Origin of the sequence: Candidatus Poriferisodalis sp., from assembly GCF_965204195.1 — a bacterium.
In the GTDB taxonomy this organism is placed as follows: Bacteria; Actinomycetota; Acidimicrobiia; order Acidimicrobiales; family Poriferisodalaceae; genus Poriferisodalis.
The window spans coordinates 436,433-451,859 of sequence record NZ_OZ241975.1 but is presented as its reverse complement, the minus strand read 5'-3'; the positions used below and the strand labels follow the sequence as shown (position 1 = coordinate 451,859).

15 protein-coding genes and 1 tRNA gene are annotated in these 15,427 nt (G+C 69.7%); 2 read left to right on the top strand and 14 right to left on the bottom strand.

The window, feature by feature from the left end:
• Positions 1 to 9: 9 nt before the first annotated feature.
• A complete protein-coding gene (locus ACOGI8_RS02010; protein ID WP_419855231.1) occupies positions 10 to 1,164 on the bottom strand; it encodes an acyl-CoA dehydrogenase family protein in 1,155 nt (384 codons plus the stop codon).
• Positions 1,165 to 1,262: 98 nt separating this feature from the next.
• Here ACOGI8_RS02010 and ACOGI8_RS02005 point away from each other — a divergent pair, with 98 nt between their 5' ends.
• Entirely contained in the window at positions 1,263 to 1,964 is a 702-nt protein-coding gene (locus ACOGI8_RS02005; protein ID WP_419855230.1) for a PaaI family thioesterase, read from the top strand.
• On the opposite strand, the gene folK is transcribed toward ACOGI8_RS02005, so the two are convergent.
• The 7 genes from folK to ACOGI8_RS01970 all read right to left on the bottom strand — a co-directional run bounded on the left by folK (position 1,961) and on the right by ACOGI8_RS01970 (position 6,349).
• Positions 1,961 to 2,479: a 2-amino-4-hydroxy-6-hydroxymethyldihydropteridine diphosphokinase gene (gene folK / locus ACOGI8_RS02000; RefSeq protein ID WP_419855229.1), complete on the bottom strand. Its 519-nt coding sequence runs from the start codon at positions 2,477 to 2,479 to the stop codon at positions 1,961 to 1,963. The two genes, ACOGI8_RS02005 and folK, sit on opposite strands and share 4 nt — an antisense overlap.
• Entirely contained in the window at positions 2,476 to 2,847 is a 372-nt protein-coding gene (gene folB, locus ACOGI8_RS01995) for a dihydroneopterin aldolase (RefSeq protein ID WP_419855228.1), read from the bottom strand. Before folB ends, folK begins: the two co-directional genes overlap by 4 nt.
• Positions 2,848 to 2,855: 8 nt before the next feature.
• Positions 2,856 to 3,374 carry a hypothetical protein gene (locus tag ACOGI8_RS01990; protein WP_419855227.1) on the bottom strand — a complete coding sequence of 173 codons (519 nt, stop codon included), beginning with the start codon at positions 3,372 to 3,374 and terminating at the stop codon, positions 2,856 to 2,858.
• Positions 3,375 to 3,482: 108 nt separating this feature from the next.
• Positions 3,483 to 4,034, bottom strand: coding sequence for a hypoxanthine phosphoribosyltransferase (hpt, locus tag ACOGI8_RS01985; protein WP_419856351.1), 552 nt, complete (start codon positions 4,032 to 4,034; stop codon positions 3,483 to 3,485).
• A gap of 59 nt (positions 4,035 to 4,093) precedes the next feature.
• Entirely contained in the window at positions 4,094 to 4,981 is an 888-nt protein-coding gene (gene tilS, locus ACOGI8_RS01980) for a tRNA lysidine(34) synthetase TilS (RefSeq protein ID WP_419855226.1), read from the bottom strand.
• A gap of 109 nt (positions 4,982 to 5,090) precedes the next feature.
• Positions 5,091 to 6,206, bottom strand: a complete 1,116-nt coding sequence (locus ACOGI8_RS01975) for a zinc-dependent metalloprotease (RefSeq protein ID WP_419855225.1) — start codon at positions 6,204 to 6,206, stop codon at positions 5,091 to 5,093.
• A gap of 8 nt (positions 6,207 to 6,214) precedes the next feature.
• Positions 6,215 to 6,349 carry a hypothetical protein gene (locus ACOGI8_RS01970; protein WP_419855224.1) on the bottom strand — a complete coding sequence of 45 codons (135 nt, stop codon included), beginning with the start codon at positions 6,347 to 6,349 and terminating at the stop codon, positions 6,215 to 6,217.
• A 78-nt stretch (positions 6,350 to 6,427) separates the two neighbouring features.
• Here ACOGI8_RS01970 and ACOGI8_RS01965 point away from each other — a divergent pair.
• Positions 6,428 to 6,499 (top strand) — tRNA-Thr (locus ACOGI8_RS01965).
• A 38-nt stretch (positions 6,500 to 6,537) separates the two neighbouring features.
• On the opposite strand, the gene ACOGI8_RS01960 is transcribed toward ACOGI8_RS01965, so the two are convergent.
• From ACOGI8_RS01960 to ACOGI8_RS01935, 6 genes are all read right to left on the bottom strand, one after another.
• Positions 6,538 to 7,893 (bottom strand): hypothetical protein, encoded by a 1,356-nt coding sequence (locus tag ACOGI8_RS01960; protein ID WP_419855223.1) that lies wholly within the window; start codon positions 7,891 to 7,893, stop codon positions 6,538 to 6,540.
• Between the two features lie 10 nt (positions 7,894 to 7,903).
• Complete coding sequence (gene tmk / locus ACOGI8_RS01955; protein WP_419855222.1) at positions 7,904 to 8,638, bottom strand: dTMP kinase; 735 nt, start codon at positions 8,636 to 8,638, stop codon at positions 7,904 to 7,906.
• Positions 8,635 to 10,116: an MFS transporter gene (locus ACOGI8_RS01950; protein ID WP_419855221.1), complete on the bottom strand. Its 1,482-nt coding sequence runs from the start codon at positions 10,114 to 10,116 to the stop codon at positions 8,635 to 8,637. The genes tmk and ACOGI8_RS01950 overlap by 4 nt, the downstream gene beginning before the upstream one ends.
• A gap of 34 nt (positions 10,117 to 10,150) precedes the next feature.
• Positions 10,151 to 12,946 (bottom strand): type I DNA topoisomerase, encoded by a 2,796-nt coding sequence (gene topA, locus ACOGI8_RS01945; RefSeq protein ID WP_419855220.1) that lies wholly within the window; start codon positions 12,944 to 12,946, stop codon positions 10,151 to 10,153.
• 66 nt (positions 12,947 to 13,012) lie between these two features.
• Positions 13,013 to 13,867, bottom strand: coding sequence for a DUF368 domain-containing protein (locus ACOGI8_RS01940; protein ID WP_419855219.1), 855 nt, complete (start codon positions 13,865 to 13,867; stop codon positions 13,013 to 13,015).
• A gap of 142 nt (positions 13,868 to 14,009) precedes the next feature.
• Entirely contained in the window at positions 14,010 to 15,383 is a 1,374-nt protein-coding gene (locus ACOGI8_RS01935) for an ammonium transporter (RefSeq protein ID WP_419855218.1), read from the bottom strand.
• Positions 15,384 to 15,427: the final 44 nt, after the last annotated feature.

Genomic DNA, 15,427 nt, shown 5'->3' with positions numbered 1-15,427 from the left:
GGCCTCTGCCTATCGGGTGCCGGAGACTTCGCGGCCGATGATCTCCTTCATGATCTCGGTGGTGCCGCCGTAGATGGTCTGGATCCGGGCGTCCGCGTACGCCTTGGAGATCGGGAACTCGCTCATGTAGCCGTAGCCGCCGAACAGCTGCAGGCAGCGGGTGATGAGCCGAAGCTGCATCTCGGTCACCCACCACTTGGCCTCGGCGGCATCGGTGGCGGTCAGCTCCCCGGCATTGAGCGCTTCGATCTGCCGGTCCACGAACACCCAAGCAATGTCCAGCTCGGTCTTCATCTCGGCCAGCTCGAAGCGGGTGTTCTGGAACGAGGCGATGGTCTGTCCGAACGCCGTGCGCTCGCCGACGTAGTCCACCGTCCAGTCGAACGCAGCCTGCGCGTGCGCCACCCCGCCCACCGCGATCGACAGGCGTTCCTGGGGCAGGTTCCGCACCAGGTGCAGGAACCCGTTGCCCTCGCCGCCGAGCAGGTTCTCCTCGGGCACGAACACGTCGTCGAAGAACAGTTCGGCCGTGTCCTGGGACTTCAAGCCCAGCTTGTCGAGATTGCGGCCCCGCTCGAAGCCCTCCATGCCCTCCTCCAGCACGATCAGCGACATGCCCCGGTGCTTCTCGGTGGGGTCGGTCTTGGCCGCCACGATCACCAGGTCGGAGTTGATGCCGTTGGTGATGAACGTCTTGGCGCCGTTCACCACGTAGCCGTCGCCCGAGCGCACCGCCGTGGTGGTGATCGAGGCCAGATCGGAGCCGGTCCCCGGCTCGGTCATGGCGATGGCGCTCATCAGCTCGCCGCTGGCGAGGCCCGGCATCCAGCGTTCGGCCTGCTCGTCATTGCAGAGGTTGATGAAGTACGGCAGGCAGATGTCGTTGTGCAGCGTCATGCACTGCCCCGAGCTGGCCGCGCCCGACGCGTGGACTTCCTCGTTGACGATGGCGTTGTAGCGGAAGTCGAGAACCCCGCCGCCGCCGTATCGCTCGTCGACGGCCGTGGCCAGCAAGCCCACATCACCCGCCTTGCGGAACATGGCCTTGTCGATCTTGCCGTCGGCTTCCCATTTCTCGTGGTTGGGGACGATCTCGCGCTCCACGAAGGCTTTGGCCGTCTCGCGGAACATCTCGTGCTCGTCGTCGAAGATGGTGCGCCGCATGAGGCGAGCGTATGCCGCCGCGCTGCGGCGAGCCACGGCCGGCCGCGGCGGGCAGGCGTCGGGGCTGCACAGATGCCGCACAGATAGCGTCTCGGCCCGTGACCGAGCACGACTCACCGAGCGATCTCGGCGCCACGGTCGAGCCCGGTCACGACTGGAGCGCGGTCGAGCGAGCGGCTGCCGCGATGCGACGGCTGAACCAGGCGCTGGCGAACCGGCGGGTCGACGACGAGGTGCTCGACGAGATCACGGCCACGGTCGAGGCCACCGCGGCGCGGCTGGAGCAGGGCACGCTGCGGGTGAAGATCGACGACATGCTCTCGCGGCCCTACCTCCGCGAGATCTACGAGGGGCAGTACTTCCCGCTGCCGCTCGAACCCGGCGACGAGATCGAGTTCGACCCGTTCTCGATCGGCGGCGGCACGCTGCATCCGGCTTCGGTGAACGTCAGGTACTTCAAGGAGTCCGACGACGCCGTGACCGGCGAGGCGGTGGTGGACCCCATGTTCGCCGGGCCGCCCGAGCGCACCCACGGCGGCGTGGTGGCGCTGATCATCGACGAGCTGATGGGGGCGCTGAACCGCATGCGGGGCCGGCAGGCATATACCGGCCGGCTCACCGTTCATTACCGTGCCGCGACCCCGCTGGACGTACCGCTGCGTCTGCGGGCGTGGATCGAGAGCACGTCGGGCCGCAAGATCGTCCAGCACGCCGAGGTGCATGGCCCCGAAGGCCTCTGCGTCAACGCTGAGGGCCTGTTCATCCTGCGAGCCGACGCGCCGCCGATTCCCGAGGGCTAGTCCTGCCGTTGCTCCGGCGAGGCGGTGGCGAGCTGGTGCAGCAGCTCGACGGTGCCGACGTACTCGCAGTCTTGGTCGGCGACGGCTGACAGTTCGCCGAGCGTGACCAGCTCGGGTGCCAGCTCTGCGAGGGGGTCGAGCACGAATCGGCGCTCGCGTAGGCGGGGGTGCGGGATCTGCAGCTCGGGGTCGCGCATCTCCACGTCGCCGAACAGCAGTACGTCGACGTCGAGCGTGCGCGGGCCCCAGCGTTCACGGCGCACCCGCCGTGCCGCGGCTTCGAGGGCTTGGCAGCGGGCCAGCAGTTCGTAGGGGCCGTCGGGCACCGACAGCTCGGCCACGAGGTTCAGGAACTCCGGCTGTTCGGGGCCGATCGGCGCGCTGCGGTACACGCCCGAGACAGCCACGAGCACGCCAGCGGCATCCAGCGAGTCGAGGGCATTTGCCAGCTGTGCGGCGGGGTTGCCGATGTTCGCACCCAGCCCTATGAACGCCCGCGTGCTGGACTGGCTCACGCCGGGCGGCGGGTGATGCGCACGCCGCTGGTGCCGAGGTCGGCCGCTACGGGCGGGCGGAGCTTGGTGACCGTGACCGTCGTGGCGGTCACGCCGTCGATGCCGCACAGCTCCCCGGCGATCAGCTCGGCCAGCCGTTCGAGCAGCTGCGGCTGTGCGTCTTCGCACAGCGCCACGATGCGGTCGCACACGGCGCCGTAGTCGACGGTGAGGCCCAGGTCGTCGGTGGCTCCCGCCCGGCTCAGATCGGCGTAGAGATCAACGTCGATGCTGAGCGGCTGCGGCGCGGTGCGCTCATGCGCCAGCGCCCCGATCACGCACGTCACCCGCAAATCGCGCAACTCAATGCAGTCGATGCAGTCGGTCACTGCAGTGCTCAGCTCGTTGCGCCCTGGCCGGGGAGAATGCTCAGCGCCACGTCCACCACACGCCGCCCCTCAGGGCCGACTCGCTGGCCGAAGATCCGCTCGGTGATGGCCGTGGCCTGGGGACCGGTGGGCACCTTGCCCGACAGCAGGAGATACGACGCCACGAACCCGCAGACATCCTCGCCGACGCGCTCCTTGTGCAGGATGACGCGCTTGCGCTCGCCGGCCAGCCGCTCCAAGTCGTCATGGACCGACTGCAGATACTCGCCCAGGTCGTCGAAGGCGGGCCACGGCCGGTGCAGGTAGGGCATGTCCAGCTCGTCGTAGTTGTGCAGGTTGTGCGGCGCCGAGATCAGCGACACGACGATGTCGAACTCGTGACGCCGCAGCCAGATGATCTCCTCCTGACGGCGGACGCGCCGGTGGCTGGCGCCATAGCCGCCAGGACGCTCGCACACCGCCAGGCGGTCGGCGACGACCCAGTTGAAGTTGCGGGGCTGAATGCCCTCCGCCCACTTCCCTCTCATTGCTCGCCGTCCCTCGGAGCGTCGCACGCGCTCGCCATGCCTCAGTGCGCGTCTGCCGCCGAATGTACCGGTGCCGATCCGGCGGTGCACGGCGCTGTCGAGCAAGCTCTAGCTGCCGTCGTCGACCGAGGAGTCGTACGCCCGAATCTCCGCCAGATTGCGATATTTCTGCGCCAGGTCGAGCCCGTAGCCGATCACCCACACCGGCGGCAGGCGGAATCCGATGTAGTCGACGAGCCCGTTCAGGCTGCCGTTGTGCTCGCGTGTCAGCAGCGAGCAAACCGCCAGGCTGGCAGGACCGCGGGCCAGCAGGCTGCGACGCAGGTACGACAGCGTGAGACCGCTCTCGACGATGTCCTCCACCAGGATCACGTCACGCCCCGCGATGTCGATGTCGAGATCCTTGAGAATGCGGACGACGCCGCTGGATCGGGTGCTGCTCCCGTACGACGACACGGCCATGAAATCCATCTCGACCGGCAAGTCGATGGCACGGCTGAGATCGGAGGCGAACATCACCGCCCCCTTGAGCACCGCTACGAGCAGCGGCTGGCGGCCCGCGTAGTCGGTGGTGATCTGCGCGCCCAACTCGGCCACTCGTGCGGCAATCTCGGGGCCCGACACGAGCACTTCGCCGACGGCGGGGTCGCTGGCGAGCATCGAGCCGAGGTCGCTGTGGGATTCCTCTGAAGCCGATGCCCCTGCCACGTGAGCCGAACTTAGCGGTTATGCGTTTCCGATGGCGGAACGGCTTGCTCGAGTCGGAGCCGATCGGCCGAGCGGCTGACTCGCCGCCCGCCGCCCACCTCGGTGGCGCGGTGGGTGTGTCGGGCCACCTCGAGCACCCGCTCGACTGCGCTGGCGTCGGGCGGATGATCGGTACGCAGCCACGACCGGATGGCTCGCCGGGCCAGGGCCACCGGCGCATTCCGCAGCTCACACGCACTGGTGGGATCGATGTCGGCCGCCAGCACGTCCAGCAGGTCGGCGTCGGCAGCCGCCAGCCCGGATCCACGGGCCAGCAACGGCACCACGTCACGCCCGGCGATGTCGCACAGCAGCGGGATCACCTCGTGACGGACACGGCTGCGCCAGAAGCGAGGGTCGGCGTTGGATGGATCACGGACGGGCTCGTAGCCGACCAGCTCGCAGACCCGCTCGGTATCGGTGCGCCGCAGCCCCAGCAGCGGCCGCCGGTCGGCTCTCATGGCGGCGAGCGCATCGAGCGCGCCGCCGCGCAGCAGCTGCAGCAGCACTGTCTCTGCCTGGTCGTCGGCGGTATGGCCGAGCAGCGCATGGGGGCCGAGCGCGGCGTGGCGGGCCTCGCGAGCCCGCGCCTGCAGGTTCGCCCCAGGGGCAAGGTCGAGGTGCATCACGCTGAACCGCGCCCCGAACTGGTCGCACAGCGCCTCGACTCTCGCCGCTTCCGCCCTGCCCGCTTCGCGCAGCCCGTGATCGATGTGGACTGCGGAGACGGCGGTGATCCCGCTGCCGCTCCGCTGGGCAAACCGGCAGGCAAGCACCAGCAGCGCAGCCGAATCGGCGCCGCCCGACACTGCGCACACCAGTTCAGGGCCCTCGATGTCGTCGAACGTGCACCGGTCCACCAGGCATTCGAGTTCGTCTGAGCCCCTTGACGCATCGCCAGCAGAACTGGGTGGCGCGGAAGGGGCGCCTGCTGCCGTCACCCGCGGCGAGCGGGGTCCAGCGGCTCGATCAGGCCGCGGGGACACGCTCCAGCCAGGCTTGAGGGTCGCGGATCTCCGCCATGGACGGCAGGTGCTCGACGCGTTCCCAGATCCTGTCCACCGCCCGCGGGCCGCGCTCGGCCTCGATCTCGGCAATGAAGTCTTCACCGGCCTGGTATTGCGCCAGCTTGGCCTCGATGCCCAGCAGGCGCTGGATCAGCCGCGCCATGCCGCGCACATTGCGACGCCGGTGGTGCATCACCACGGCAAACCGGTCGGCATCGGGGATGTGCCCGCGGGCGGCTCGCGCCATCGTGACGTCGCCGTGCCCTTCCACCAGGCTCATCATGCCGCCCACCTGGGCGATCAGCTCGCGCTGGTGGTCGGTGGCGAACACTGCGGCGAGCCCCCCTTCGCCCAGCAGGTCTTGGCCGTTCTGGCCGTCCTGGCCTGAACCACTGCGACGCAGGGACATCAGGCTGCGGAGACCCTCGCGCACACGCTCGGGATCGGGCTGGGCCTCGTCGACCAGCCCGTTCACCAGATGCAGGAAGTGGGGCCGCAGCCACGGCACACCGGTGAACTGCGAGCGGTGTGTCAGCTCGTGGAGGGCCAGCCACAGGCGGAATTGAGCCGGGACGAATGCGTAGCGCTTCTCAGTGACCAGGATGTTCGGGCCGACGAAGTAGACCGTGTCTCCCGCTGTGCCCGCCGAGCCGCCTGCCGGCGCGGTGTCGTCATCGGAGGCCCACAGCAGGTCGTACTGGCCGAGCACCCGCTTGGACATCCAGCCAAGTACGGAGCCCAGCTCCACCGCTCCCAGCGTCTGCGTCACCCGCGAGGTCTCGGCGGTGCCGTCGGCACCGGCCGATGCGCCCAGCAGCGGTTGCAGCAGCCGCCGGAACGCCGCGATGTTGGCGTCGATCCAGCCCGTCCGGTCGATCACCTCTGCGTGCGCCTCGCCCGGCGTCTCCAGCCCGGTCTCGATGGCCACCAGCTCAGCCGCAACCGGCACGAAGCGGGCGAAGTCCTGCCGCAACGGTTCAGCGAGGTAGGACTGGTACAGCGGCTCGGTGCCTGCGACCCGCACCGCGATGCGGCGCGCCAATTCCCAGTCGACGTGCTCGTCGGCGGGATCGCTCACTGTGTGGCTCAGCGCTTGGGGTACCGCGGCGCAACCACCTTCTGCACGTAGCCCGCGACCAGCTTGAAAACGGTCAGCACCGTCACGATGGTCAGCGGGACCGCCAACCAGTAGTGCCAGACCTGCGCGCCAAGGAGCTCCATGGCGCAGATAGTAGTGGTCGACTGCGCCAGAACCCCATCGGGAGGGCGACCTGCCGCTGCTACCGTGAGCCGCCCGTTGCCCGAGTAGCTCAGTGGCAGAGCGGCTCTCTCGTAAAGAGCAGGTCGTGGGTTCAATCCCCACCTCGGGCTCGCCGGCGCCCCGGCGGCCGTCTCTTGTGCGCGGAGCGCTACAGGCCCGAGTGGCCGAGGCGGATGAATAGGCAGCTGAGCGCTAGGCGCTGGTTGGCGTTGAAGCGCAGTGCCTCGGCGGCGTCACCGATGGCATCCAGCTGCCCCGCCGCTGCCTCTGCACGCAGGCCGCCGTTGCCGGATTCATCGCGGATCTGCGCTGCCAGCACGGCCAAGCCCATCGTGATCTCGTCGGTGCGCACCCGGCGCAGCTCGCGGCGGTGACGCTCGTCGAGCGAGCTGCGGCCCACATTCGTGCCGTACAGCTCGGCCTGCTCGTCGGCCGCTGCTCGCTCGGCTTCTCGGCGGGCCTCGAGCGGTGCGGCGGCCTGCTCGGCTGCCTCCAGCGCGGCATCCACTGCTGCCATCGCTGCGGATGCCGTGCCGTTCAGGGTGCCCCGCAGACCGCGCCACGTCTCGATGCGCACGGCAGCGTCGTCGTCGGAGGCGAGCAGCCGAGCACGGTCGATCGAGCCGCCGGCAGCAGCCGCAGCGAAGCTGGCACGGCCATGCTCAATGCCCTCGGCAATGAGCAGCGCTTGCAGGTCGGCGTTGCCCAGCGATTCGAAGTCGACGCGTGCACAGCGGGAGGCCAACGTCTCCATCGACCGGTTGACTTCCTCCGCGAGCAGCACGAAAACGCACGACGGCGGCGGTTCCTCGACGGACTTGAGCAGGATCGGCGCGCTGAGCGCGGCACGGTCGACGTCGCAGAGCACGATGACCTTCTGCTCGCCGGCGACAGGCGCAGCCGCGGCGGCGCGCACCGCCTCGCGGGCCTGCTCGGCCGTCATGGCCGCACCGACACGGTCGAAGATCAGCAGGTCGGGATGCTGCTCGGCGAGCGCGAGGCGGCGTTCGCGTTCGGGGGTCGGGCTGCGCGCCGCCAGCAGTTCGCCAGCGAAGCAGCACGCTGCGCCGCGCAGGCCGGCGCCTGCGGGGCCGACGAACAGATAGGCGGGCAGCGGCGAGGCCAGCGCTGCCTGCAGCCGTTCAACCGCTGCCGGCTGGCCCACGATGCCGTCGAGCAGGTTGCCAACCGGCGCCTCGTCCACGGGCGCTTCGGCCGCTGCCGGCTCGTCGATCGATGGCGGGGCAGGCGAAACCGAGAGCTCGTCCGCTGCCGGCATCCCGGCTGGAGCCGGTATCGATTCGCTCGCAGGCGCCGAGCGGTCAGGTTGTTGCGGCGCCTCATCGGGCGGTTCTGGCAGGTCATCGGACGGTGCTGGCGACTCCGGCGGCGGTGAGGGCGCTGGCGCGGCGTCGCCGAAGTCGAACAGCGACAGCGGGGCCGGCTCGGCCGCAGCGTGCTCCGACGCTTCTCCCGGTTCGTCGGTGCCGTCTTCCGATGCCACGGCGAACGCTCTAGTCCGCCATCGCGGGATGCTCGCCGATCGCGACTCGCACCCGCTCAGCCACCTCGTCGACGCTGCCGGTGGCGTCCACACGGACCCAGCGATCGGGTTCCGCGTCGCACAGTTCGCGATAGCTGCGCCACACCCGCAGCGCGAACTCCAACGCCTCGCCCTCCAGCCGATCCGGCCCGTCACCGTCGAGCTCGTCGGCGTCGGGATCGGCGTCTGAGTCGCCTTCGAGCAGCGACATCTGCTCGCCGCCGACCCGGTCCAGCCGGTGAACGCGCCGGTCAGAGTCCGCGAGCGGCACATCGAGCAGCACCACCACGTCGGGCAGCACGACGTCAGGCAGTTCGTCGGAAGCATCGGCGGGCCGGCGGCAGGCGTAGTCGATCAAGGCCCGCAGCTCGTCGAGCGGCAACCCCCGTCCGTAGCCCTGGTAGGCCAGCGTGGAGCCGTAGGAGCGGTCGGTGACAACATCGCGGCCCGAACTCAGGGCGGGCGAAACCACCGTCGCAATGTGCTGCGCCCGATCGGCACAGAACAGCAGCGCCTCGGTCCGGGCCGACGGCGCCTCGTCGGGCGCGGCATGCAGCAGCACCTCCCGCAGCGCCTCGCCGAGCGGCGTGCCGCCCGGCTCGCGGGTGAGCACGGCATCGAGGTGGGACGCCAGCATCTCGGCCTGCGTGGACTTGCCGCTGCCGTCGAAGCCCTCCAGCGCGATGTAGCGGCCGCGGCCGGTCATGAGCTGTCCCCCGCGGCCTGCGGTGCCCGGCGCCCCTCGCCCTGCCGGCTGCGCAGCGACAGGGCGGCCAGCACGCCTGCCATCAGGATCAACAGAGCACCCAGCCACAGCGCTCCCCTCACCCCGGGCAGCGCGAGCACCGAGTCGCCGACGCGGATCTCGTTGTCGAACGCAACCTCGAAGAGCCACTGGAAGCCGTCCGACAGGAAGCCCCCAGCCGCCATCGAGATCAGCAGGCAGAAGCGCACCAGCGTGTACATGGCCGCGAAGACCCGCCCGCGCAGCACCTCCTCCACGTTCTCGTGCAGCAGCGTCAGCCCGGTGACGTACACCGAGCCGGCCGCCAGCCCCAGCAGCAGCACCCCAGCCAGCACCAGCAGCGTGATGGACACCGAGGCGGCAAACATCAGCGAGGCACCGGCGAGGAACACCGAGAACACAAAGAGCCGGGCGCGCCCCTCCGCGGCAAGCGCGGACTGGCGGCCGAGGTAGTTCGCGGCGCTCTGCAGCAGCGTCACCAGCGCCACCCCGCCGCCGACGCCCAGGCCCATCGCCACCAGGATCGAGCTGAAGCCGGCGCTGCCGGCACCCAGCACCTCGTCGTTGAAGACCGCTCCCAGCGGTACGAGCATGCCGCCGCCGATCATGCCGGTGCCCAGGCCCACCAGCACGGCACGCACCTGCGGGTTGAGGGCGATGAAGTCCCAGCCTTCGCGCAGCTCGCGGAAGCCCTGGCGCCAGTCGATGCGGCGACCGGTGTCGCGCTTGCGATGCGCTGCGGTGATGTGCGGCGACAGCGGCAGCGTGGCGATGATCGCTGCGGCAATGAGGAAGGTGGCCGAGTCGAGGACGAGCGACATCTCCACCTGGCCTATGTCGGTCCAGCCGATCAGCTCGCCCAGCTTGGCCATGAGGGCGAAGGCGCCGGCGCCCAGCGGGAACGTGCCATACGCGGCCACCAGGCCCAGCGAGTTGGCCGCGGTGAGGTGCTGGGCGGGCACGATGTTGGGGACGATCGCCTCCTTGGCCGGGCTCCACAGCGAAGTGGCCAGCTCCAGCGCCAGCGATGCCAGCACCAGCAGCCACACCCGGTCGATGAACGGGATGGTCAGCAGCACGCTGGCCCGCACGATGTCGCAGATCACCAGCAGGCGCTTGCGGTTGAAGCGATCCACGATGATGCCGCCGGCCGATGCCAGGAAGAAGCCCGGCAGCACCCGCGCCGTCACCACCAGTGCGATGGCGGAGCCCGGCTGATCGCCGCCGATGCGCCGCGCCACCTCGATGGTGGCGAGCAGCCCGATCCAGTCGCCGAACGAGCTCACCACCTGCGCGACCCACAGGCGCAGGAACCCCGGCGCTGCGAACAAGCCCGGCTGCGGCGCCTCGGCCCCTGCGTCCGGGTCGTCGACGGCTTCAGCGTCGGCGTCAGGTACCCCCGAGCCCCCGAACGACTGCATCGAGCGGTCCGAATCCATGGCACTCAGCAGGCTAGAAGCCGGACGCTCCCTGCTATCCCGGTTTCTTCTTGGCAGGCGATTTCTTCGCAGCGCGCTTGCGGGTGGGCGATTTCTTGGCGGCGCGCTTCTTTGCCGGCGACTTCTTCTTTGCCGGCGACTTCTTCCGGGCGGGCTGCTTGCGCCGGGCCGCACGCTTCTTCGCCGGGCCTTTGGCACGCCGCATCGCCAGCAGCTCGGCCGCGCGCTCCACGCTCAGCGTATCGGCATCGTCGCCCTGGCGCAGCGACGCGTTGTACTCGCCGTCGGTCACGTACGGGCCGAAGCGGCCGTCCTTCAGCACCATCGGCTTGCCGCTGTCGGGGTCCTGGCCGATCTCGCGGCCCGCATTGGCCGCCTGCTGGCCCCGGCGGCGGCGGGGCTGGGCGAGCAGCGCCAGCGCCTCGTCCAAGGTGAGCGTGAAGAGCTGCTCCTCCGATTCGAGGCTGCGGTTCTCTGCCTTGGCGTCGCCGACCGGCGCCTTGGTGAGATAGGGGCCGAAGCGCCCGTTCTGCACCGTGATCTCGGCGCCGTCTGCCGGATCGACGCCGACGGCGCGCGGCAGCGTCAGCAGTTGCAGCGCGTCTTCCAGCGTCACGGTCTCGGGCGACTGAGCGGACAGCAGCGAGGCTGTGCGGGGCCGGTCGTCGGTCTCGTCGGGCCGACCCACCGAGACGTACGGCCCGAAGCGCCCGGGCCGCACGATGATGTCGAGGCCGCTTGCCGGGTCGGTGCCCAGCACCCGTTCGGTGGGCGCGGCGAGCAGTTCGAGCGCCCGTTCGATGGTGAGCTCGTCGGGCGCGAGATCGTCCGGCAGCGGCCGGGTGGCATCGCCGCGCCGCAGGTACGGCCCGAAGCGTCCCACCCGCGCCACCACCGACTCGCCGTCGGCATCGGTACCGATCGGGATGCTGTTGATCTCGGCTGGGTCGATGTCTGCCAGCCGGTCGTCGGAGACGAGGTAGCGCAGGCCGCCGGTCGCTTCGGGCGTGGCGGCGCCCTCATCGCCGAAGTAGAACGCCGTCAGCCACGGCTGGGCGTCGCGCTCGCCGCTCGCTATCTCGTCGAGGTCCTCCTCCATGCGGGCGGTGAGCGCGTAGTCGACCAGGTGATCGAAGTGCCGCTCCATCAGTCCCACCGTGGCGAATGCGGTGAACGCCGGCACCAGCGACGAGCCCTTCTTCCACACGTACCCGCGCGCCTGGATGGTCTCGATGATGCTGGCGTAGGTGCTGGGCCGGCCGACGCCCAGCTCCTCGAGCCGCCGCACCAGCGACGCCTCGGTGAACCGGGCCGGCGGGCTCGTGCGGTGCTCGGCAGGTTCCAGCGACACCGCCGTTGCTGCATCGCCCGCGTCGAGGTCGGGCAGGATGCGCTCGGGCTCCTCATCGGCACCGGCCGGCGGCGGTGCGTAGACGAGCCGGAAGCCGGGACTGCGCACCACGGTGCCGGCGGCGGACAGCTCGACGCTGTGGCGCCCGGCCGCCGGCGAGCCTTGCGACAGTGCCGGCGCCAGGTCGCAGGCTGCCGTGCCGGCCAGCCTGATCGTGACTGTCTCGCCGGTTGCATCGATCATCTGGCTGGCCACCGTGCGCTGCCACACGAGGTCGTACAGCCGGGCGGCGTCGCCGCCGAGATCGGTGACGCCGCCGGGCGCCGGCCAGCTCTCGCCGGCCGGACGGATCGCCTCGTGCGCCTCTTGGGCGTTCTTGACCTTGCGGGTGTAGATGCGGGGCTTGGGCGGCAGGTTGTCTGCCCCGTAGCGGCCGGCGACGATCCGCCGTGCGGCGCCGAGCGCCTGGCCCGACAGCGTGGTGCTGTCGGTGCGCATGTAGGTGATGCGGCCGTTCTCGTACAACCGCTGAGCGGCGGCCATCGTGCGTGAGGCGGAGAAGCCCAGCCGGGCACCGGCCGCCTGCTGCAGCGTCGAGGTGATGAACGGCGCCGGCGGGCGGCGCCGGTACGGCTTGGATTCGCGCGAGGTCACGGCGAACTGCGCCCCGGTCAAGGCACCGGCGAGCGACGCCGCAGCGTCGGCGTCGAGCACCGACACGGAGTCCGCGCGCAGCTGGCCTTGCTGATCGAAGTCGCGACCGGTGGCGATGCGGCGCTCGTTCAACGACACCAGCGACGCGTCGAACCGCTCCGCGGCGCGAGACGAACCGGCACCGGTGCCGGGCTGGGCGTCGAGCGTGGCGGTGATGCTCCAGTACTCGGCGGCCCGGAAGGCCATCCGCTCCCGCTCGCGCTCCACGATGAGCCGGTTGGCCACGCTCTGGACCCGCCCCGCCGAGAGCCGGGGCGCCACCTTGCGCCAGAGCACCGGCGAGACCTCATATCCGTAGAGGCGGTCGAAGATGCGCCGAGCTTCCTGCGCGTCCACCAGCCGCCGGTCGAGGTCGCGGGGGTTGTCGATGGCATCGCGGATCGCCGCGGCGGTGATCTCGTGGAAGACCATGCGCCGTACCGGTATCTGCGGGTTCAGCACCTCGAGCAGGTGCCACGCGATGGCCTCGCCTTCGCGGTCCTCATCGGTCGCGAGGTAGAGCTCATCCGCGGTGCGCAGCAGCGACTTGAGGCGCCGCACCTGATCCCGGGCCGTCACCACATAGAGCGGCTTGAAGCCGTCGTCGGGGTTGACGCCCAGCGTCGCCCACGACTCTGACTTGTAGGCGGCGGGCACCTCGGAGGCATTGCGCGGCAGGTCGCGGATGTGACCCACGGACGACTCCACCACGTACTCGTCGCCCAGCAGGCGCGAGATCGTGCGCGCCTTCGCGGGCGACTCGACGATGACGAGAGAAGTGGCCATGGAGATCCGAGGTGAGCAGCGCCGGACGGTAGCGCAACTGTTTCAGTAAACAGCAGCCAGGCGAACCTACGGGGATGCCTGCCGGGTGCCCATCCGATACAGCGCCACCGCAACAGCACCCGCAGCGACCGCAGCAATAACGGCCACTGCCAGGTCGGATGCAGGCGGCGCGCCGAGCGCAGCATTCCCGAAGCCGCCCGAATCGGCGTCGCCCACCGGCCAGGGCCACAGCACCCGCAGCGAACCGGCCATCAGGCCCATCAGCACGGCAATCATCGCGTCGCGCCAGCGGTCCAGCAGTCGCTGCAGCAGCCGTGAGAACACGGCGAGGCCGATCACCGCGCCCAGCCCGAACAGCACCACCGTGCCGACGTCTCGATCGGATACCGCTTCGGTGATGGGGTCGTACAGCCCCAGCAGCAACAGCACGAACGCCCCGGAGATGCCCGGCAGGATCATGGCGCAGATCGCCAGCGCGCCGGCGCCGACGATCACCACCGCAGCCGGATCGGCAACGCTGCCCGCGCGAATCCCCAGCAGCAAGAACACCCCCACCCCCACCGCCACAAAGATGACCGCAAGGCCCGCACGCCAACGGCTCACCTGCGACCTCGTAGCCACCACGGTCACCGCAACCAGCCCGAAGAACGCCGCCGACAAGCCGACCGGCTGCTCATCAATCAGCAGCCGCACCACCTCAACAAGAGCCACGATCGCAACGCCGATTCCCGCCGCCAAAGCAACAAGAAACCCCCACTCGGCTCGCCCAGCCATGGCCACCGCGCTGCGAAGCCGACCCCGCAACGCCTGAGACCCCGCAGCGCTCAAGTGCGCGATCTGCCCCACCAGCCGGTCATAAATCCCCAGCAGCAGCGCCACGGTCCCACCAGACACCCCCGGCACAACATCCGCAGCCCCCATAGCCAACCCTCGCGCCAGGTTCGTGAGCGCCCGCCGGAACATCAAGTCGAAGCTAGACGCGGGAAGTCCCCGGGCGATGACCCGGGGACTTCCGCTGACAGCAGAGATGGTGCCGCTGGGCAACTCAGCCCATGGCCGAGTGTCAGCCGCTCGAAACCACGTCGTCCAGCGCCATACCTGGGCCCCCGTGTTCGGAAACGTCGAGACCCACCATTTCCTCCTCCGCCGACACTCGCAGCCCGATGGTCGCCTTCAGGATCCCGAACAGGATCATCGAGGTCACAATGACCCACACGGCCACGATCACCACCATCAGGAACTGCACGATCAACTGCTCGATGCCGCCGCCGTAGAACAGGCCTGCGTTCTCACGGCCCAGGAACGCATCGTCGTGGGTTGCAAACAGGCCGATGGCCAGCGTGCCCCACATGCCGGCCGCGCCGTGGACGGCGAAGGCACCGACCGGATCGTCGATCTTCATCTTGCGGTCCACGAAGCCGACCACGCCCACCACGATGAGCCCGGCGATGAAGCCGGTGACGATGGCGCCCCACGGATCCATCGTGCCGCAGCCGGCAGTGATGCCGACCAGGCCGCCCAGCGCGCCGTTGCCTGCCATCGGCACGTCGGGCCGGCCGGTGCGCAGCCAGTTCAGCGCTGTCGCACCGATCGTGCCAGCACACGCCGCCAGCACCGTGTTCAGCGCCACGAACATCACGAACTCGTCGGCTGCGAGCTCCGAGCCGGGGTTGAAGCCGAACCAGCCGAACCACAGGATGAACACGCCCAGGATGGCGAGCGTCACGTTGTGGCCCGGAATGGTGCGCGAGGTGCCGTCGGCTGCGTACTTGCCGATGCGAGGCCCGAGCATCCAGGCGCCGACGAGGGCGATCCAGCCGCCCACGCTGTGGACGATGGTGGAGCCTGCGAAGTCGCTGTAGACGGCGTCGCCGATCGAGATGTTGGCGATGAGCCCGCCGCCCCAGGTCCAATGAACCACGATCGGGTAGATGATCGCCGTGGTCACGAGGCTGAAGATGAGGTAGGTGCTGAACTTGGTGCGCTCCGCCATGGCGCCCGAGGCGATGGTGACCGCCGTGGCCGCGAAGACGGCCTGGAAGAAGAAGTCGGTGGAACCCGACAGGCCTTCTGAGATGTCGAACAGGTCGACGCCCGACAGGGCGAACGAGCCCCAGCCGAACGCACTGTTGCCGTCGCCGCCGTAGGCCAGCCCGTAGCCCACCAGGAAGAACGCCAGGATGCCGATGGATGCGTCGGCGAGGTTCTTGGCCATGATGTTGGCCACGTTCTTCGAGCGGGTGAGGCCCGACTCGAGCATGGCGAAGCCGGCCTGCATCAGGAAGACGAGCACGCCGGCGATGAACACCCACAGGTTGTCCATCACGGCCTGCACCATCTCGGCGGACAGCGAGTCGTCCTGCGCGCCGGCGGGCCCGGCGAACAGGAACAGGCCGCCGAGGGCGCCCGCGACGATGAGGAACAGCTTGCGTTTCATGGCCAATCTCCTACGACTCGGCTCCAGATGTGTGGCTGATGCAG